Source organism: Halosimplex marinum (assembly GCF_051414075.1).
GTDB lineage: Archaea > Halobacteriota > Halobacteria > Halobacteriales > Haloarculaceae > Halosimplex > Halosimplex marinum.
In genome coordinates, this window is the sequence record NZ_JBLKNY010000004.1 from 22,731 (window position 1) to 40,559 (window position 17,829).

Genomic DNA, 17,829 nt, shown 5'->3' on the forward strand with positions numbered 1-17,829 from the left:
TTCCGTCCCCCCGCCGATCCCGTCTCCGCCGTCGATAGCCGGCGCTATCGGGTTGATCCCTCGAAAAAACGCGTTCGCGGTCGCGGTCCGGGTCTACCGCCCGCGGTTCTCGTTGCTGGAGAGGCTCGGCCGCGTGCGCTCGCTCCCCTTGCCGCGGTTGTCGAGCCCGCGGTTGCGGCGGCCGGCGCTGGTGAGTCCGCGCAGCGCGCGGTCGGTGTGCTGGTCCTCGCAGATCCACGAGAGGTCGTCGTCGTTTTCGATCGCGGGGTGCTCGGGGTCGACGAGGATCACCTCGAACCACTTCTGACTGCCGTCCTGCCCGACGGGGTAGGAGTTGAGCACGCGGAGGTTCGGGTAGACGCGGGTGGTGCGCTCCTCGGCGACGCGCTGGAGGTTCTTGCGGCGGGTGATCCGCGTGACGCCCTGGCGCTTCGACCGGCGGCCGGCCGTGAAGCGCTGCTTGCGGGCGCCGCCCTTTCGGATCGACGCGCGGACGACCACGACGCCCTGCTTGGCCTTGTAGCCCAGCGAGCGCGCGCGGTCGAGGCGAGTGGGCCGCTCGATGCGTTCGAGCGCGCCCTCCTCGCGCCACTCCTGCTTTCGCTGCCACTGCAACTCCGCCAGCTTGCCGTCGTCCGGGTCCTTCCAGGCGTCCCGGATGTAGGTGTAGAAGCTCTTTGCCATGGGTGTTCACCGCCGGGCGTTGCGTGGTTCAATCCCCGTCGCCGGAGATCACATCCCGACCTGCACAGGCAGGCGCCCGCTGGTGCCCGACCGCCCAGCGAGTTACCCGCCAGTTTCCCGCTCGCGCCCTTAAGGGATCCGAACTCGCGACGCCGGCGCCCGATCGCCTGTCACCGGTCCAACTACTGTCGTGCGAATATTATTATGTCGGTGTATTATATCTGGAAAGACACGATGGACCGGGACGAGATCCTGGGGGGACTCGAGGACGCGGGGTTGACGGCCTACCAGGCCGACGCGTACCTGACGCTACTGGACATGGGGGTGTCGCCGGCCGTCGACGTGGCCCGGAACTGCTCGGTCCCGGTGCCGCGCATCTACGACGTGCTGACGGAACTGGAGCAGATGGGGTACGTGGAGACGCTCGACCGGGAGACGTTGCACGCTCGCGCACGGGAACCGGCCGAGTTCGTCAGCGACCTCCACGAGAGGAGCGACCGGCTCTCGGCGGTCGCCGAGGCGGTCGAGGACCGCTGGGACGCGTCGCCGCTGGGCGACAACAGGATGACCGTCACCGAGCGGGTCGACACGGTCCTCGACCACGCCGAGGGGCTGATCCGGGAGGCCGACTCGACGGTGGACCTGGCGCTGACCGACGAGCAACTGGTCGCCTACGAGGGCGCCCTGACGGAGGCCTTCGAGGCGGACGTGGTGGTGCGCGCGTCGGTCGTCCCGGCGGGCGAGGTGGGGGTCGCGGACCACCCGGTCAGCGACGTGGTGACCGAGATCCGCGAGCGACCGATCCCGGGGCCGTTCTGCGCGGTCGTCGACCGGACGAGGGCGTGTCTCGCGCCCACGACGCGGATGTCCGACCCGTACGGGGTCGTCATCGACGACGACATCGTCCCCTTCATCCTCCGGTGGTACTTCCAGACCTGCCTCTGGGCGAACTGGGAGACGGTCTCGCGCCGCCGGGAGGGGCCGCCGGTGTACGTCTGCCTGGAGGCGTTCGTCCGGGACGTGTACCCCCTGTGGTGGGACGACGCCGTCGTCTCCGTGACGGTCAGCGGGACCGAACCCGACTCCGGGCGCGACCGGGAGGTCTCGGGCGTCATCGCCGACATCCGGTACTCCGCGGCGTCCGCGAGGACCGCACAGCGCCCCACCCTCACCGACCTCTCCGGGCAGGCGGCGCTCGTCCTCTGGACCTCCGACGGGCAGCGTACGGTCGGCGGCTGGGGCGCGCTCCACGAGGACCTGGAGGCCGAGCGCGTCACCGTCGACGGCATCGAGTGGACCGGCTGATCGCCCGATCCACTCCGGCTCAGGGGCCTCTCGCCCGTGTCTCGCGCACGCGAGCATTCACAACCGGGCGCGACGGGACCGGGGACGGTCGCGATCGGTGAGCGATTCTCAACCGCCGAGAACAGTTCCCGAAAGCGGAGAACAGCCTGTCGGGTATATACTCGCGTCCGTCGTCTCTACAGATAGAGGTCACACCGATGACGACCACCCCCGGAGTCAACGAGTTCGAGAGTAGAATCGGCGGATACACGGTCCGCGGCAAGGCTCACAGCCTGTCGGCCTGGTTCGTGCTGGCGCTGCGGCTCATGATGGGCTGGGCGTTCCTGTACTCGGGCGCGACGAAGGTCCTGGAGGGCGGCTTCGCCGCCGAGGGCTACCTGGTCCACGCGGCCGGGACGAACGGCAACCCCCTGGAGGGGATGTTCGTCTGGATGGGGACGACCGACTGGTTCGTCGCCTTCGCGAACGTCGCCGTCCCGTGGGGCGAGGTCCTCATCGGCCTGGGCCTGCTCGTCGGGGCCCTGGTCCGCCTCGCAGCCCTGTTCGGCGCGCTCATGATGCTCCTGTTCTACTTCGGGAACTGGAGCGTCGAACACGGGTTCATCAACGGGGACTTCGCCTACATGCTCGTGTTCCTCGCCGTCGCCGCCTTCGGCGCGGGCCGCATCCTCGGCCTGGACGCGCTCGTCGAGCGCTACGAGATCGGCGGCGAGGCGCTCGTCGAGCGATACCCGCGGCTTCGCTACGTCCTCGGCTGACGCCGGGGGCCGAGACACCCGATTTTTCCCAGTCGGCGATCTTCTCTCGATTTCCGTCCGAACGGCGCTGCAGCGCCGAATTCTGTGCGTGCTCCGCAGTGGTCCGGGCGAGATTTCGTATCGCGGTATGTGATTTATGAGTTCGATATACTCCCACATTCTGTCGGAGTAGGAGAAACAGGATCGGTGGATCGGTCGAGAAACGGCCTATCCGGCGAACTCGCCGACGGACTCGAAGGAGTCGTCGGCGAGCGCACCGGCGAGTGCGGGCACGTCGATCTCGTCGACGTGGCTCGGGTACTTGCGGGCGAAATAGCCCACCAGATTTTCCACGTCGCGTTCGAGGAGTTCGCGGGCGTTGTCGTGGTCGGTGGAGACGGCCTGGGGCCAGTCGAAGACGACGACTCCCGCCTCGGTGACGAAGACGTTGTACTCGCTCATGTCGGCGTGGACGTACCCCTCGGCGTATGCGGTCGCCATCTCCTCCAGGATCAGCTCCATGACCGGGACCACCTGCGCGTCGGTGAGCTTCGTCCGGGAGAGCTCGACCCCGTCGACCTTCTCCATGACGAGGGCGTGGCGATTGTGGTCGACCGGCTGGGGGACGGACACGTCGGGATACAGCGTTTCGAGGGCGTCGTACTCGCGCTCGGCGGCCTTGCGCGCGGTGTACTGCCAGGAGACGTGGTCGCGGTCGGCCGTGTAGTCGCGTTCTTTCATCACCTCGCGGAAGTTGGTGTAGCCCTCGCGGTGGTACTTCAGCGCGAGCGGGCGGTACGACCGGACCTCGTAGACGTCGCTCTCCTTGCCGACGCCGAGGGGGGCGCCGACGCCGTCGAAGGTCTCCCGCTCGGCGAAGGTGTGCAGTGCGAGCGCGTCGTACCCCTCGAAGGTGAGCTTGAACCCCTCGTACTGGATGGTCTTGCGCTCGACCAGTCCGCGGTCCTCGCAGCGGTCCAGCCGGTAGTCCACGTCCTCCGGGGAGAGGCGGGTGTACTCGGGGAGCTTCTCGCGGTTGACGTACTCCGAGAAGCGCATCCCCTGCTCGACCCCCGAGAGCAGATAGAAGTCCTCGGGTTCGAGGTCGGCTATCACGGATGCCACGTTCTGGACCATTACCCGCCCGTACTCCGTCGATAGGGAAAAGCCCGACGCGTCGGCGGCGACCCGGTGATAAATTACATAGCGCGATATCGAATCGCCCGTCGTCCGCCGCGACGACGGCTCGGACGAACGGTGCCCCGGCGGCTTCGGCGGAGTTCGACCGCCCGTTCGTGTCCCCCGCAACTGGCGTCCGGTGAACGGAATCGGCGTTCTCCAGGCCCGAACGGCCGGACGAGTGGTCTGAAAATATCTCGAAAAAATATTTCTTCCAGAAATTATTTCAAGGGGTGGGCCACAGTAGGGCACGCATCATGGTAGCCAATCACGAGGGTGGCGAGGCGGACGGCGAGTCGGCGGGCGGCGTCTCGCGTCGCCGGTACGCACAGGTGATCGCGGGGCTGGGCGCGGCCGGTCTGGCCGGCTGTCCGAGCGAGGGCGGTTCGACGGCGACGTCCGGCGGGTCGAGCGGCGACACGGTCGAGCCGATCGAAGCCGAGGACACGGTGGCGGACGGGTCGGAGAACACGGCGGCGCCGACGGCGACGGACCGCGAGCCGGTCGTCGACACGATCGCCTACGCGCACGCCAACTCGCCGGACGTGTTCGACTGGAACCCCTGGACGCCCCAGGACAACACCGCCGGGGACCTGTGGATGTCCGACCTCCACGGGCTGCGGAACGTCCACACGACGAACCTGTCGTACTCCGGGACGACGGTGCCGACCCCGCACAAGCCCGACCACGAGGAGATCGGGATCATGACGTGGATCGAGGGGTGGGAGGTCGACGCGCCCTTCGACTGGTACGACCACCACGACGACCGCTCGGCCTACTGGTCGGGCGACCCCCACGACGCGGTCGCCCGGGAGAAACACAACCACGTCGAGTTCTTCCAGGCCGGCAACAAGTTCACGGAGTCGGCCACGTTCAACCAGCGGGCCGAGGAGCAGTGGACGCTCCACCGGTGGACGGACAAGGGGTCGGTCCCCGAGCAGGAGCCGGACCCGACGGCCCGGAACATCCTGGCGACGAACGCGGGGCCGGTCGACGGCGACCCGCCGCTGCACCCGTCGTTCACGGAGCCGTACCTGGAGCGGTACCGCGACGCGGGGTCGCGCGACCGGGTGACGTCGGTGACCGACGAGCTGAAGAGCGACCGCGTCTCCCTGGATCGCATCGCGCTCTCGGGCGGCACCGACGAGTACCTCGCCGGCACGGGGCCCTACCGGCTGGAGTCGATGGACGACGTGGGCTCCGAGCGGATGGTCCTCCACCTCGACCCGGAGCACCCGAACGCCGAACACACCAACGTCGAGAAGCTCGCCATCTACTGGGCGGAGGGCGACCGCGCGGAGACGCTGAAGACCGAGGGCGTGCTCGACGTGAACGTCGGGGACGTGTCGCCCGGCGCGTCGCTCAACCGGGAGGTGCTGCCCGACTACATGCAGGAGTTCACCCGGTGGCTACGCGCCACGGGCGGGGACATGTGGAAGTTCAACTGGCGCAACCCGCACCTCCGGAACCTCTGGGTGCGCCGCGCGCTGGTCGAGGCCGTCGACTGGAACGCCGTCTCGCAGAACGGCTGGGGCGAGGGCGGCGCCCAGCCGCTGGCCCACGACACGTTCCTGCTGGACGCCCAGTCGGAGGCGGTCTTCTCCGAGGAGTTCCTCGACAGCCTGCACACCTACTCGCGGGAGTCGAACACGGAGGCGGCCACCGAGTACATGAACCGCGCGGGCTACACCAGGCAGGGCGGCCAGTGGGTCGACCCCTCGGGCAGTCCCGCCGAGATCGACCTGTTCGCCACGTCGACGATCCCCGAACACGTCCAGGCCGCCCAGACGATCCGGGCGAACCTGGCCAACTGGGGGTTCGGCGTGAACCTCTCGACGCAGGGCTGGAACTCGTGGTCGAACAACCTCGACCCCAACGGCGGGCTCAACTACGAGTCGTCGCTGTACTGGCACGGCGACCCGTACGTCTTCCAGTACTACCACGACGTGGGCGCCTGGTGGGACGAGACGCTCGTCGCCGGCAGCCCCACCGCCCCGGACCCGTTCGAGGCCAAGCCCGAAGACACCGTGGACACCCAGGGCAAACCGATCGTCCAGCAGGTACCCGACGACCCCGGTGCCTTCGAGGCGCCCGACGAGGCCGGCAAGGCGCCCGAACTCGACGGCGCGACGGAGGTCAACCTCGTCGAGACCGTCAACAAGATCCGCCAGCCGGGCAACAGCGAGGCCGAGCGTCGGCAGCTCTACCGCACCTGCGCGAAGTACTACAACTTCTACGTCCCGCACTTCCCGTTCCACCAGTACATGCAGGGGTCGTTCGGCAACGTCCGCGACTTCGACTGGCCCGGACCCTCCGCGCGGGCGTTCGACTACGAGCGGTCGTTCGGCATCGAGGACGTGCTCGTGCTGGGCGGGATCGCGCAGGCCAGCTACGACACCGAGTTCGAACCGCCGGAGGAGGGGTAACCGTGTAGCGACACTGTCGTCACCCGTCGGCGGTACCGTTCGAAAGTCGCTCCTACACTCCTTGTCACGGTGGTCCCGGCGGCGGCCCCGCGGGTCGCTCCCACTCGCGCGGGCGTCGCGGCCGCCGGCCACTGCCGCCGAACAACACACGGATTACCCGCGAGCGAGAGGTCGATACAAATGGACTCCGACGACGCGGCGCTGCGGGAACAGTTGCGGGTGTTCGGGCTCTCGGACAACGAGATCAACACGTACTTCGCGCTGCTGGAACTGGGCGAGGCGACGACCAGTGCCGTCGCCGACGAGGCGGGCGTCACCCAGCGGACGGTGTACAACATCGTCGAGCGCCTCGAAGAACGGGGACTCGTCCGGGTCAACGACCACGTCTCGCCGACGACGATTCGCGCGCTCCCGCCGCGGGAGGCGATGGCCGACATCTCCGAGCGCATCGACGCGATGACCCCCGCGCTGGAGGAGCGGTTCACCGAGACCCGGCCCCGCACCTCGGAGATCGAGATGGCCAAGTCCCGGCGGAAGGCGCTGAAGAACCTGCGGGAGGACGTCGAGAGCGCGGAGTCGGAGGTGCTGGTCTCGGTGCCGGCGGACGTTGTCCCGGAGATCGAGTCGGAACTGCGGGCGGCCCGCGAGCGCGGGGCGCTCGTGCTCCTGCTGATCGGCGAGGTCGACGACATCGCCGGGGCGGCCGACCGCTACGCGGGCCTGGCGACGGCCGTCCGCTGCTGGGGCGGCGAGATGGCCTTCGCCTACGCTGCGGACGACGAGCGGGCGATGATCGGCAGCCCAGAGGTGTTCGACGGCGCCTACTTCGAGGAGGGGGTCGTCTGGGTCTCGGAGTGGGGGCTGACCGGCGCGGTCATCGCCACGTTCCTCGGCGCCTACTGGCCGTTCCCGCGGGAGGTCGCCGTCGCCGACCCGCCCGAACTCCCGGCGACCTTCGAGTGGTTCCGGGCTGCGACGTTCGCCGCGGCCCGCCACCGCGAGGCGGGCGTCGAACTGCGCGCCGAGGTCGAGACGGAGTCCGGCGACCGGGTCGCGGGCCGGGTCCGCGAGGTGCGCCAGGCGCTGGTCGACCCCGTCACCAACGAGTTCACGCTGGAGAACAGCCTCGTCGTCGACAGCGACGACGGGCCGGTCAGCGTCGGCGCGCCCGGCGGTTACCTCGAGGACTACCGCGGGACGAGCGTCGCGCTCCGGGCGGTCGAGGAGTGAGAGCGCGGCAGAACGTGTCTCGCCGTCGGGCGGCTACTCGCCGGCGACGGCCTCGACGGCCGCCATCGCCTCTTTCCCGTCGGCGTCCTCGCCGAGCCACTCGTCGGCCCACGACTCGATGGCGTCGAACACCGGACAGAGCGACTCGCCCTTCGCGGTCAGCGAGTAGAACGTCGCGACCGGGGCGTCCTCCTCCAGTCGGCGGTCGACCAGATCGAGTTCCTGGAGGTCGTCGAGCACGCGCGAGAGCGTCCGCGAGCTCGCGCCGGTCGACCGTTTCAGTTCGTTGAACCGCTTCTCGCCCTCCTGGAGGTCGTACAGCACCACCAGCCGCCACTGCGAGCCGATCTGTTCGAGCGAGTCGACTACCGGACAGGCCTCGGGGTTCGCCGCCTCCGCGTTCGCGTTGGTCGCCATGTACCCCGCCATACTGCGCCCACCTACTTAGGCAGTTCGTTCACGAACCCGGTAACACTGAGATACCAGATTCCCTGTCGAAACTCGTCGGCGGACGATGCGGCCGGCGGCCGAGGCCCGCTGCCCTCGATCTGGTCGGGGCCACGTCGAGACAGCCGGTAACATCGGTGTCTCCCGGTGACATGAGTGTCAGATAACGTATATTTGTGTGGGGATCGTACGGAGTTTCGATGTCAGAGATGCACGGTCACGACGGTAGCACGGACGGCGGTAGCACGGGCGACGAGCACGCCGCGCTTCGAGCGGGGGTGACGGTCTGATGGCCGTCGAGTCGGCGGCGGGCGAGGTAGTCTTCCTGCTCGCGCGGGTCCTGTTCGGCGGCGTCCTCGCGTTCATGGGGCTCAACCACTTCTCGGGCGTCGAGCAAATGAGCGGCTACGCGGAGATGAAGGGGATCCCGGCGCCGGCGTTCTCGGTGGTCGCCTCGGGCGTCGTGCTCGTCCTCGGCGGGCTCGGGATCGTGCTCGGCGTCGCGCCCGTACTGGCGGCCGGCGCGCTCGCCACCTTCCTGCTGGTCTCGGCGGTGACGATGCACGACTTCTGGGCGGTCCCCGAGGACCAGGCCGACGACGAGATGACGGGCTTCCTGAAGAACGTCGCGCTGGCCGGCGGCGCGCTCGCACTCCTCGCGCTGGGCGGCCAGGCGTGGCCCTACGCGCTCGGCGTCGGTCTCTTCTGAGGAAGTTCGCGGGCGGTATCGGTCCGATAGCGATACGATCGTTCGACGGGGCCGCCAGTGTCCCCATCAGCGGTCCACGTCGCCCATGATGGGGTCGAGGCTGCCGATGGTCGCGATGAGGTCGGGGACGAGTTCGCCGCGGGCGGCCTCCTCCAGGACGGAGACGTGCGAGAAGGAGGGGCCGCGGATCTTGAAGCGGGCCGGCGAGTCGGTGCCGTCGCTGCGGACGTAGATCCCGAGCTCGCCCTTCGCGGACTCGACGGCGCGGTAGATCTCGGTGTCGGGGTCGGGTCGCAGCGTCCGCGGGACGTTCGCCTGGACGGTGCGGTCGTCCGCGGGCCACTCCTCCAGCAGGTCGACGCACTGCTCGATGATCCGGGCAGATTCTTCTATCTCTCGCAGGCGCACGAGCACGCGCGCGTAGTTGTCCCCGCCGTCCTCGGTGACCACGTCCCAGTCGAGTTCGGGGTAGTAGCCGTAGGGGTCGTCCCGGCGCAGATCGTAGTCGACGCCCGACCCGCGGGCGACCGGCCCGGTACAGCCGTACTCCCTGACGGTCTCGGCCGATAGCTCGCCGGTATCGACCGTGCGGATCTGGAAGATTTCGTTGCCCGTCAGCAGGTCGTGGTACTCGGCCAGCCGGTCGGGCAGGCCGTCGAGGAACTCCCGTACCTCCGCGAAAAAGTCCGCGCGGGGGTCGGGCAGGTCCCAGGCGACCCCGCCCAGCCGGAAGTAGTTGAACATCAGCCGCTGGCCGGTCAGGTCTTCGAGGATCGACTGGACGCGCTCGCGCTCCTCGATCCCGTACATGAACACGGCGGTGAACTCCCCGATCACGTCCAGCGCGTAGGTGGCGACCGCGAGGAAGTGACCGAGCACCCGCGACAGTTCGGCGCTCATGGTGCGGATCACCTGGGCGTACTCGGGCACCTCGATGTCGGCCAGGTCCTCGGCGACGCGGGCGTAGGCCCACTCGTTGCAGAGCCCGGCGCCGCTCCAGTCCCAGCGGTCGGGGTAGGGCATGATCTGGTGGCGGTAGGTCCCCTGCTGGCACATCTGCTCCTCGCAGCGGTGGATGTAGCCGATGTCGGGCTCGACCGCGGCGACGTACTCGCCGTCGAGCGTGACGCCCAGCCGGAGCACGCCGTGGGTCGCCGGGTGGTGAGGCCCCATGTTGACGTACATCGTGTCGCCGTCGCGGCGGTCGTCGGCCAGCGGGTTCTCGTGCTCGCGGAAGGTGACGATCTGCGGTTCCTCACCGCTGAAGTCCGGGTCCAGCGGGTGACCCTGCCAGGTCTCGGGCAGGAGGATCCGCCGCAGGTCGGGGTGGTCGTCGTACTCGATGCCCACGAGGTCGTAGGCCTCCCGCTCGTGCCAGTCGGCGGTCGGGTACACCGGCGCCGCGCTCTCCTGTTCGGGGCGGGCGGCGGGCGTCGGGACGACGACGGACAGTTCCCGGGTGGGGTCGTCGTAGCTCCGGAGGTGGTAGATCGACTCGTAGCGGTCGCCGTAGGCCTGGCCGGTGACGCAGGCGCAGTGGTCGAACCCCGCCCGGTCGCGCAGCGCCGACAGCGCCGCCTGCACGCGGTCGGCCCGGACGACGAGCGCGGGCGCGTTCAGGTGCTGTTCGGTGTCGGTGACGGCGTCGTCGGGGACGACCGCGAGCGCCGCCTCCAGTGGCGAGTCGACGTCTGCCGCCGATGTGGCGCTCTCGGGCCGTTCGCCCACCTGTCGCTGTCGCTGGTCCATACGCGCCGTTGGCGCGGTCGGACAATCGCCGTTGCCCCTCACGAGTGGCCTGGATTTAAGTCAGGCCGGCGGAACCGATCAGGCGATGCGGTACCTGCGCGTCGCGGTCCACCAGGAGCCGGCCGTGCGACACCCGATGCACCAGTTCGTCGTCGAGCGCGAGGGGTACAGCGTCTCGCGGTTGCTGCAGTACAACACGGCGCTGGACGAGGACCCCGCCTTCCTGTTTCACGTCGACGGCGACCCCGACCCCTACGAGCCGGCGCTGCGGGGGACAGAGAGCGTGAGCGCCTACGAGATTTCCCGGTGCCCCGACGACACGTTCTACCTCTACGTGCGCGAGTCGATCCCGGAGCACAGCCGGGACTTCGTCGGCGCGCTCACCCAGCCGGGGCTGGTCGGGGTGATGCCCATCGAGTACCGCGCGGACGGGACGGTCCGGCTGACCGCGGTCGGTCCCGCCGAGAAGCTCCAGACCGCCGTCGAGGAGATGCCCGAGGGGATGGACGCCGAGGTGCTGGAGGTCGGCGAGTACGACGCCCGCCGGCTGGACGCCGGGGGCGACCTGACCGACCGGCAGTTCGAGGCCGTCGTCGCGGCGGTCGACTGCGGCTACTACGAGACGCCCCGCGAGGGAAGCGTCGAGGACGTGGGCGACCGCCTCGACTGTGCGCCCGGCACCGCCGCCGAACTGTTGCGCCGCGCCGAGCGCTCGGTCATGCGGAACGTCGTCTCGACGGGACCGTTCTGAATCGTCGCGTCTCGTTCGGTCTTTGTGCGAGTTGAGTAGTGGTTTCGAGTGGGGTCTTCGTGGAAGAAACGAGGGTGACCGCAACCGACAGCGAGTGCTGAAAGCCCCCGGCGCGCTCGCGGTCGCTGAGGCGGGATATCCGCGCTCTCGGCACCGCCCGCGCGGATAGTGCCCGCTCAGACGACTGCACAAGCGCGAGCGCGCCTCGCCCTTTCAGTCCACCAGGACAGCACCCGCACCGCGACAGCACCGCAGACGGCCACGAGCCTCCCCAGCCGATTCGCGACACGCGAGTCGCGAATCCCTCGCGCGACTGGTTCGAGCGGCCCGCCAAGCGGCGGGCACGCTCGACAGCGCACGCCGGCCGCACCGCAACCGCTCACCGCGACCGCTCACTGCGACAGCTGCCGCCTATACTGAACACGCCCGACGGTTCAGTCCATAGCGGTCGACCACTCCACGTCACGCTCGTAGAGCCAGCCGACGCCGAGCGCGTCCGCGAGCGCCTTCGGATCGTCGACGTGGGGGGCCACCAGCGACCTCGGCGTGTCGTCGTGCTCGACGTCCTCGGGGTCGGGGACCGTGAACTGCAGCGGCGGCGTGTCGTCGCCGCGGTCGAACTCGATCGTGGCGGTGTCGAACCACCGGTCGACGGGGTCGGTCTCGACGGCGACGCGCGTCACGTCGTCGCGCTCGATCCGCTGCTGGGGCTCGTCGAACAGCGTGTCGTAGGCGACGAGGACGCCGTCGTAAGAGCGGTACTCCAGGGAGCCGAACCGGAGGTAGCGCGTCGTCGCCCGGAGCGCCCCGAACGCGAAGGCGATGGCGAGGGGGACCAGCACGAGCGGGGACGGCGCGAAGACGGCGAGGAGCGCCGCGACGACGTAGCAGAGGACGACGGGGCTGGTCAGGGTGTAGAAGCCGCCGCGGTAGAGCGCGTCGGCGACGGCGACCGACCGCGGCGGGCGGGCGCGGACGACCGGATCGCCGTCGGGTTCGACGACCGGCTCGGGTTCGATCTCGGTCTCCTTGCTCCCGTAGAGGCGGTAGAAGACGCCCCGCCTGTCCGGGTCGCGCTCGACCTGGATCGTCCGGAGGTCGTAGGCGAGCTTGCCGGCGACGACCAGCGCCAGCACCCCGCCGCTGTCGAGGCCGAACGGGCCGACGACGAACAGGAGCGTCCCGACGCCGAAGACGTACTTGAACGGCGCGAGCGCCACGGACCGCGCCGAGTGGTCGCGATAGCCCCCGCCGTGGAAGTAGTCGGCCCAGGTCTCGGCGCCGCGGGCGGCGAAGACGCCGACGCCGCCGACCAGCAACTGCCCGGTGGTTTCGGTGGTGATCGTCGGGTCCGAGAGCGCGAACACGAGGAAGGCGGCCCCGAGTTCGATCGGCGCGAGGAGGGCGACGAGCGCGACCAGCGTCGGGACGTTCCGGAGGTAGACCGGCGGGAGCGGCCCAGGGAGTTCGATCCCGCCTCGCTTGGCCTGCAGCGGGCCCAGTAGCCGGTGGTCGTCCATCAGGTTGTTCGGGCGCTTGGCCGCGAAGGGGACCTTCACCGCCGCCCACCACAGCACGGCCGCGAGTTCGAGGACGAACACGCCGAGGAGGACGGTGGCCGACCACCCGAGCGCGAGGACGCCCACGGGGGCCACCGCGTTCGAGGCGACCACCGCGAGCGGCCCCGGGCGGCCGACGGCGGGGATTCGCATAGCCGAACCTCGGCGGTCGCTCAGTTGAGAGTCACGGTTCCCGGGCAGGTCACTGTCCGCTCGCGGTTCGTCTCGCGGTGACCTGCCCGGCTGGCGGACTGCCGGATCGGCTGGCGTAGCGGCAGACGCCCGTCGCTTCCGGATCCGTTCCGACCCGGTAGTTCAAGACGGATGACGAGAACAGATACACGATGGGAATCGTCAGGGACGACCGACACAGCGATGGTGTCCCGACCGTGGAAGGGACCGGGATTCGCGTCAAGGACATCGCGGAAGCGTACGAACACAGCGGATACGAGCCCGACGAGATCACGCAGCTCTACCCGGACCTGACGCTCTCCGACGTACATCGAGGGCTCGCGTACTACTACGACCACATCGACGAGTTCCGGTCGGCCGCCCCCGGGTCAACTTCGGCGTAACGCGACCACCGTATCGCGACGAGTGAGTCCAGCAGTCAAGCATATGTACAGCGGGCGAAAAGGGCGGACAACGAATGGGAGCGGACGAGCCGGAGTTCGACCGTGGGGTGTCGCTGTGGGAGCAGGCTCGCGAGTACCTGGAGTGGTACCCGACCGCCGACGTGGACGTGCTGGTCGTCGGCGGCGGGGTCCAGGGGCTCGTACTGCTGGACGAACTCGTCGACCGCGGCTACGCCGCCGCGCTCGTCTCGAACACGCCGCTGGGCGGCGGGCAGACGTTCGACTGGCCGGGCGTGCTCGCGAAGGGGTACCTGAACCCCGACCGCGCCCGCCGCGAGGCCGTCGACGAGCGGTGGCTGCCGTTCGCCGAGGACGCCCGCGTCCCCGTCGAGGGCGGCGAGTGGTACGTCTGTTCGACGGACCACCCGTATCGGCACCTCGTCGACCAGTGGGACGAGGCCGGCTACGAGTACGACGAGCGCGAACTCGCGGACCTCCACGACGTCTACCGCGAGGGGACCGTCTTCGCGAAGGGTAGCGGCGAGCACGTCGCCGCGGTCGACGAGTACGTGATCGACCGCGAGGCGCTCGTCGAGGCGCTCGCGGCCGACCACGAACAGCGCATCGTCGTCGGCGACATCACGGCCACGGAGTTCGCGACGGGAGGGTCGTCCGCCCCCGCGCTGGAGCGGCTCACCGTCGAGACCCACCAGGAGTTGACCCTGCGGGTCGACCCGGACTACGTCGTCGCCGCGACCGGCACGGGCACCCACCGGTTCGTCGACTCGCTGGTCGAGCGCGAGTCGTTCCGCGACGCGGGGGGCGACGCCGACGCGGTCCGCGGGTCGCTCGACCCGGTGACCTACCGCAATCAGCTGGTGCTGGCGGTGCGCGGGCCGGCCGAGGACCTCCCGGCGGTCGGCGCCTACCTCCCGCACAAGGGGATGTCCGTCGTCCCGCGGCGCCACCGCCACCGGGAGGCGAACTACGTCACCTGGTACGTCACCAACGACTCCGCCGCCGAGGAAGTCGACCCCGAGGACACCACCGACGAGGCGATGGGCACGCTCGACCCCGAGAAGGTCGAGGTCGGCTACAACAAGCTGTTCGAGCTCGTCCCCGCGGTCAAGGACCGGGCCGCCGACGGGGCCGACCTGGAGTTCTACGCCTACGCGACGCTCCAGCAGCGGGTCGACGGCGAGGCCGTCCCCCGCGCAGAACCGCTCGACGGGGTCGCCAACGTCGGCGTGGCGTTGCCGTCCTGCGCGTCGGGCGTCTGGCGGGCGACCGACGACGCCGCCGAGTTCGTTGCCGACGCCGTCGACCCCACTGGCCCGGTCGACGGGGTTCCGACGGGCGGGGATCCGCCGTACGGACAGCTGGCCGACGACCGCCCCGGCGCGCGCTGGCTCGACTGGAAGGCGCTGGGGGTGCGGTATCCCCGCGTGCAGAACCGACCCGACGCCGTCGAGAAGTAGCGGCGGTCGCCACCCGTCCTACGACTCGGGGAGGCCCCACGAGGAGACGATTCCGTCGAGCGTCGCCTCGTCGACGGCCCGCGCGACGACGACCAGGTCTCGACTGTCGACCGTCCCGAGGACGGCGACCCGTCCATCGGCGGCCCCGCCGCGGAGTTCGACGGTCTCGCCGGCGAGCGTCGCCTCTCCCCACCGCTCGTCGGGAAGTCCGAGCCATCGATGGAACGTCGTCAGTACCTCGTCGGGCGAGCCCGTCCCGGGCGTCGCGCGCATCCGGTCGCCCTCCCCGCCGTCCGCCGGGCTTGCGACGAACCGGCCGAGCCACCGCTCCTCGAAGCTCACGTCGACGGGGTCGTAGTCGAAGCGGGTCGGCTCCGGGAGCGACGGCGGCTCCGTCAGGTCGCTCCCGACCCGCTCGACGGCCGCGGCGTAGTCCTCCCTGCTACCGGACTGAGCCCTCCCTCCAGTTGTCGGCGTTCCCGCGTCGGACGCTGTCTCCGGAACGCCCGAACTCGGGCCGCCGTCGCCGCCGGAGAGCAACAGCGCCGATCCGGCCCCGCCGACGCCGAGCACGCCGAGGACCTTCAGCAGGTCGCGGCGGTCGGGGTCCATCAGCGCCCACCCCCCGCCGAGAACTCGGCGTTGATCGACTCGGTCACGTCCTCGCTGATCCGGGTCTGGGCGAGGCCGAACAGCCGCTGGGTCGTCCGGGCGGTGGTCTTGGCCGTTTCGGCCTTCGACGCGTACTCGTCGGCCCTGCGCTGGGCGCCGGACCACGCGTCCCAGACGCCGCCGAGCCACCCGTCGGCGATCGCCTCCCAGTACAGCGCCGACGCCTCGAACAGCAGTGCGTCCATCTGATACGCCGAGAGCAGGTACGCGTTGTACCTGTGGATGTCACCGACGGTCCGGTCCCCGCTGTCGAACCGCCCCTGAAGGTAACGGAGCGTCTTGACGACGGGGAGGCGCATATTGGCGTAGGCGTTCTGGAGCCCGTGGACCGCGGTCTTCTTCTCGACGTCGCCCTCGACCATCCCGCTCGCGGCGCCGACGAAGAACCCGACGAAAAACCCCTTAGCGGTCGACAGCGCGGTCGACGCCGACACCGAGTAGCTGCCCCCGCTCTGCAGCGCCGTCGACAGCTGGCTCCAGGCGGTCGCCAGGTCCGACCCGGTGTCGTAGGCGCCGTGCATCAACTGGGCGGCGCCGACCCACGTCTCGATCGCCTCCCCCAGCCCGCCGTGCGAGACCACATCGCGGGCGTGCTGGTCGATGGACCGCGCGTTGTTGAGACAGGCAGTGAGCCGCTGGAACGCCGCACGATAGGGGCGCTGGACCTCGTCCATCGCCCAGTCGATCGCGTCGGTCGCGATCTCCAGCGCCGGCCCGGCCGCTGCCTTCTTGTACGGTGACGCCAGGAAGACGACGATCTCGACCAGATCCCACCCGATCTCGTTGAGACGGCCGAGCGTCTCGTAGGCGGCCGACGCCTCGCGGACCGTCCGCATCCGCTCGACCTCCTGCCCCCAGTCGGCCGCCCACAGCCCCTCGGAGAAGGTGTCGAGCGCGACCACGTCCTTCGTCGTCGTCCGGTCGACCAGCCCGTAGTCGGTCGTCGTCACCGCCACACGCTCCGGGTCGACCTCCGGGATCGACCGGATCAGGTAGTAGGTCCCGTAGCCGGTGTCGACGACGGTCTTCACGCCCTCCCGGAGCGCGTAGGGCACGTCGGCGGGCGTCCGCGTCACGGTCCCCGTCGGCGTGGGCGCCTCGGTCGGTGTCGGACTCGGTGTCGCCGTGGGCGTCGCGGTCGGCGTGGGCGTCGGACTCGGTGTCGGCGTCGGGGACGGCGTGGGACTGGGGGTCGGCGGCAACTCGTCGCCAAGGGCCACGAGCCCGCGGTTCCCGCTGGCCACGTAGACGACGCCGCCGGCGACCGCGACGGGTGCGGTCGTGCCGCCCACCTCGCGGCGCCAGCGGACCGACCCGTCCGAGCGCGCGAACGCGGTGACGACGTCGCCCGCGCCGCCGACGACCACCGCCGACTCGGTGACCGCCACCGCCGTCGCCTCGCCCTCGACCGACCCGGTCCACCGCTCGCTCCCGTCGGCGGGCGACCGCGCGGTGACCCCGTCCACGTCCTGGAGATAGACGGTGTCGTCCGTCACCGCTGGCGACATATCGAGACTCCCGGACGACCGTTCGAGGCGCCACCGCTCGCTCCCGTCGTCGGTCGTCAGCGCGTAGTAGTAGCTCCCGTCGTCGACGCGCCCGACCGGCACGTACACCGCCCCGTCGCCGACCGTCGGCTCCGTGAACATGTACTCGCTGTCCGTCTCGAAGCCCCATCGCTCGCTCCCGTCCTCGGTCGACAGCGCGTGGACGTTCCCGCTCTGCGTGCTCACGTAGAGCGCCCCGTCGCCTACCGGGGGTCGCGTCACGACCCGTTCGTCGAGCGACGCCGTCCACTGCTGTTCCCCGTCGGACGCCGACAGCGCGTAGACGTTCCCGTAGTAGGTCACGACGTAGACGGTCCCGTCTGCGACGGTGACCTGTGGATTCACGCTCCGTCCGGGGTTGACCGCCCACCGTTCAGTCCCGTCCTCGACGGCGAGCGCGCGGACCTGCCCGTTGTTCGGTGCGACGTAGACGGAGCCGTCCGCGACGGCGGGCGCGGTGAACACCGGGTCGTCCGGGTCGAACCGCCACCGCTCCGTGCCGTCCCGTAGCGAGACGGCGTACAGGATGTCGTCCCGGGGCACGAGGAACGCCGACCCGCCGGCGACGACCGGGTCGGTCTCCAGTTCGGCGTCGACCCCGAAGGTCCAGAGTCGACCCGGTTCCGTGTCCGGTACCACAGCGTCGGGGGTGTACCCGCTGTTGCGCGCGTCGTAGTGCGGCTGGGGCCACGACGACCCGCTCGCACGCACTCGGCCGGCGTCGTCACCCGAGGTCCCGCCCGTCGGTGGTTCACCGAAACCCTGTCCGTTCACACCGAGT

Annotated in this window: 15 protein-coding genes; 8 read left to right on the top strand and 7 right to left on the bottom strand. The window is 69.9% G+C overall.

The window, feature by feature from the left end; genetic code table 11:
- Window positions 1-93: 93 nt before the first annotated feature.
- Entirely contained in the window at window positions 94-684 is a 591-nt protein-coding gene (locus tag ACMGFI_RS08420; protein ID WP_436908885.1) for a 50S ribosomal protein L15e, read from the bottom strand.
- 234 nt (window positions 685-918) lie between these two features.
- On the opposite strand from ACMGFI_RS08420, the gene ACMGFI_RS08425 reads away from it, so the two are divergent.
- A complete protein-coding gene (locus ACMGFI_RS08425) occupies window positions 919-1,989 on the top strand; it encodes a TrmB family transcriptional regulator (protein WP_436908887.1) in 1,071 nt (356 codons plus the stop codon).
- Window positions 1,990-2,186: 197 nt separating this feature from the next.
- Window positions 2,187-2,747 carry a DoxX family protein gene (locus tag ACMGFI_RS08430; RefSeq protein WP_436908888.1) on the top strand — a complete coding sequence of 187 codons (561 nt, stop codon included), beginning with the start codon at window positions 2,187-2,189 and terminating at the stop codon, window positions 2,745-2,747.
- 207 nt (window positions 2,748-2,954) lie between these two features.
- Here ACMGFI_RS08430 and ACMGFI_RS08435 read toward each other — a convergent pair whose 3' ends face one another.
- Window positions 2,955-3,863: an RIO1 family regulatory kinase/ATPase domain-containing protein gene (locus ACMGFI_RS08435; protein ID WP_436908889.1), complete on the bottom strand. Its 909-nt coding sequence runs from the start codon at window positions 3,861-3,863 to the stop codon at window positions 2,955-2,957.
- Between the two features lie 299 nt (window positions 3,864-4,162).
- Between ACMGFI_RS08435 and ACMGFI_RS08440 the strand changes: the two genes are divergently transcribed.
- Window positions 4,163-6,331: an ABC transporter substrate-binding protein gene (locus ACMGFI_RS08440; RefSeq protein WP_436908891.1), complete on the top strand. Its 2,169-nt coding sequence runs from the start codon at window positions 4,163-4,165 to the stop codon at window positions 6,329-6,331.
- Between the two features lie 180 nt (window positions 6,332-6,511).
- Window positions 6,512-7,561, top strand: coding sequence for a TrmB family transcriptional regulator (locus ACMGFI_RS08445; protein WP_436908892.1), 1,050 nt, complete (start codon window positions 6,512-6,514; stop codon window positions 7,559-7,561).
- A gap of 33 nt (window positions 7,562-7,594) precedes the next feature.
- On the opposite strand, the gene ACMGFI_RS08450 is transcribed toward ACMGFI_RS08445, so the two are convergent.
- A complete protein-coding gene (locus ACMGFI_RS08450) occupies window positions 7,595-7,978 on the bottom strand; it encodes a winged helix-turn-helix transcriptional regulator (RefSeq protein ID WP_135364590.1) in 384 nt (127 codons plus the stop codon).
- Window positions 7,979-8,297: 319 nt separating this feature from the next.
- Here ACMGFI_RS08450 and ACMGFI_RS08455 point away from each other — a divergent pair, with 319 nt between their 5' ends.
- Window positions 8,298-8,717, top strand: coding sequence for a DoxX family membrane protein (locus ACMGFI_RS08455; RefSeq protein WP_436908894.1), 420 nt, complete (start codon window positions 8,298-8,300; stop codon window positions 8,715-8,717).
- 66 nt (window positions 8,718-8,783) lie between these two features.
- On the opposite strand, the gene ACMGFI_RS08460 is transcribed toward ACMGFI_RS08455, so the two are convergent.
- Window positions 8,784-10,466 (bottom strand): NADH-quinone oxidoreductase subunit D, encoded by a 1,683-nt coding sequence (locus tag ACMGFI_RS08460; protein WP_436908895.1) that lies wholly within the window; start codon window positions 10,464-10,466, stop codon window positions 8,784-8,786.
- An 85-nt stretch (window positions 10,467-10,551) separates the two neighbouring features.
- On the opposite strand from ACMGFI_RS08460, the gene ACMGFI_RS08465 reads away from it, so the two are divergent.
- Window positions 10,552-11,217, top strand: coding sequence for a helix-turn-helix domain-containing protein (locus ACMGFI_RS08465; RefSeq protein ID WP_436908896.1), 666 nt, complete (start codon window positions 10,552-10,554; stop codon window positions 11,215-11,217).
- A gap of 434 nt (window positions 11,218-11,651) precedes the next feature.
- Here ACMGFI_RS08465 and ACMGFI_RS08470 read toward each other — a convergent pair whose 3' ends face one another.
- Complete coding sequence (locus ACMGFI_RS08470) at window positions 11,652-12,929, bottom strand: DUF6498-containing protein (RefSeq protein WP_436908898.1); 1,278 nt, start codon at window positions 12,927-12,929, stop codon at window positions 11,652-11,654.
- Window positions 12,930-13,120: 191 nt separating this feature from the next.
- On the opposite strand from ACMGFI_RS08470, the gene ACMGFI_RS08475 reads away from it, so the two are divergent.
- Both ACMGFI_RS08475 and ACMGFI_RS08480 read left to right on the top strand, forming a co-directional pair.
- Entirely contained in the window at window positions 13,121-13,351 is a 231-nt protein-coding gene (locus tag ACMGFI_RS08475) for a DUF433 domain-containing protein (protein ID WP_436908899.1), read from the top strand.
- 74 nt (window positions 13,352-13,425) lie between these two features.
- Window positions 13,426-14,829: a hypothetical protein gene (locus ACMGFI_RS08480; RefSeq protein ID WP_436908900.1), complete on the top strand. Its 1,404-nt coding sequence runs from the start codon at window positions 13,426-13,428 to the stop codon at window positions 14,827-14,829.
- A gap of 18 nt (window positions 14,830-14,847) precedes the next feature.
- Here the strand turns inward: ACMGFI_RS08480 and ACMGFI_RS08485 are convergent, their stop codons facing one another.
- Both ACMGFI_RS08485 and ACMGFI_RS08490 read right to left on the bottom strand, forming a co-directional pair.
- Complete coding sequence (locus ACMGFI_RS08485; RefSeq protein ID WP_436908901.1) at window positions 14,848-15,441, bottom strand: hypothetical protein; 594 nt, start codon at window positions 15,439-15,441, stop codon at window positions 14,848-14,850.
- Window positions 15,441-17,822: an outer membrane protein assembly factor BamB family protein gene (locus ACMGFI_RS08490; protein WP_436908902.1), complete on the bottom strand. Its 2,382-nt coding sequence runs from the start codon at window positions 17,820-17,822 to the stop codon at window positions 15,441-15,443. The genes ACMGFI_RS08485 and ACMGFI_RS08490 overlap by 1 nt, the downstream gene beginning before the upstream one ends.
- Between the last annotated feature and the right edge of the window lie 7 nt (window positions 17,823-17,829).

Excerpts from the sequence above, each read along its gene's own strand:
- ACMGFI_RS08420 (WP_436908885.1), bottom strand. The coding sequence starts at position 684 with ATGGCAAAGAGCTTCTACACCTACATCCGGGACGCCTGGAAGGACCCG.
- ACMGFI_RS08425 (WP_436908887.1), top strand. The coding sequence starts at position 919 with ATGGACCGGGACGAGATCCTGGGGGGACTCGAGGACGCGGGGTTGACG.
- ACMGFI_RS08430 (WP_436908888.1), top strand. The coding sequence starts at position 2,187 with ATGACGACCACCCCCGGAGTCAACGAGTTCGAGAGTAGAATCGGCGGA.
- ACMGFI_RS08435 (WP_436908889.1), bottom strand. The coding sequence starts at position 3,863 with ATGGTCCAGAACGTGGCATCCGTGATAGCCGACCTCGAACCCGAGGAC.
- ACMGFI_RS08440 (WP_436908891.1), top strand. The coding sequence starts at position 4,163 with ATGGTAGCCAATCACGAGGGTGGCGAGGCGGACGGCGAGTCGGCGGGC.
- ACMGFI_RS08445 (WP_436908892.1), top strand. The coding sequence starts at position 6,512 with ATGGACTCCGACGACGCGGCGCTGCGGGAACAGTTGCGGGTGTTCGGG.
- ACMGFI_RS08450 (WP_135364590.1), bottom strand. The coding sequence starts at position 7,978 with ATGGCGACCAACGCGAACGCGGAGGCGGCGAACCCCGAGGCCTGTCCG.
- ACMGFI_RS08455 (WP_436908894.1), top strand. The coding sequence starts at position 8,298 with ATGGCCGTCGAGTCGGCGGCGGGCGAGGTAGTCTTCCTGCTCGCGCGG.
- ACMGFI_RS08460 (WP_436908895.1), bottom strand. The coding sequence starts at position 10,466 with ATGGACCAGCGACAGCGACAGGTGGGCGAACGGCCCGAGAGCGCCACA.
- ACMGFI_RS08465 (WP_436908896.1), top strand. The coding sequence starts at position 10,552 with ATGCGGTACCTGCGCGTCGCGGTCCACCAGGAGCCGGCCGTGCGACAC.
- ACMGFI_RS08470 (WP_436908898.1), bottom strand. The coding sequence starts at position 12,929 with ATGCGAATCCCCGCCGTCGGCCGCCCGGGGCCGCTCGCGGTGGTCGCC.
- ACMGFI_RS08475 (WP_436908899.1), top strand. The coding sequence starts at position 13,121 with ATGGGAATCGTCAGGGACGACCGACACAGCGATGGTGTCCCGACCGTG.
- ACMGFI_RS08480 (WP_436908900.1), top strand. The coding sequence starts at position 13,426 with ATGGGAGCGGACGAGCCGGAGTTCGACCGTGGGGTGTCGCTGTGGGAG.
- ACMGFI_RS08485 (WP_436908901.1), bottom strand. The coding sequence starts at position 15,441 with ATGGACCCCGACCGCCGCGACCTGCTGAAGGTCCTCGGCGTGCTCGGC.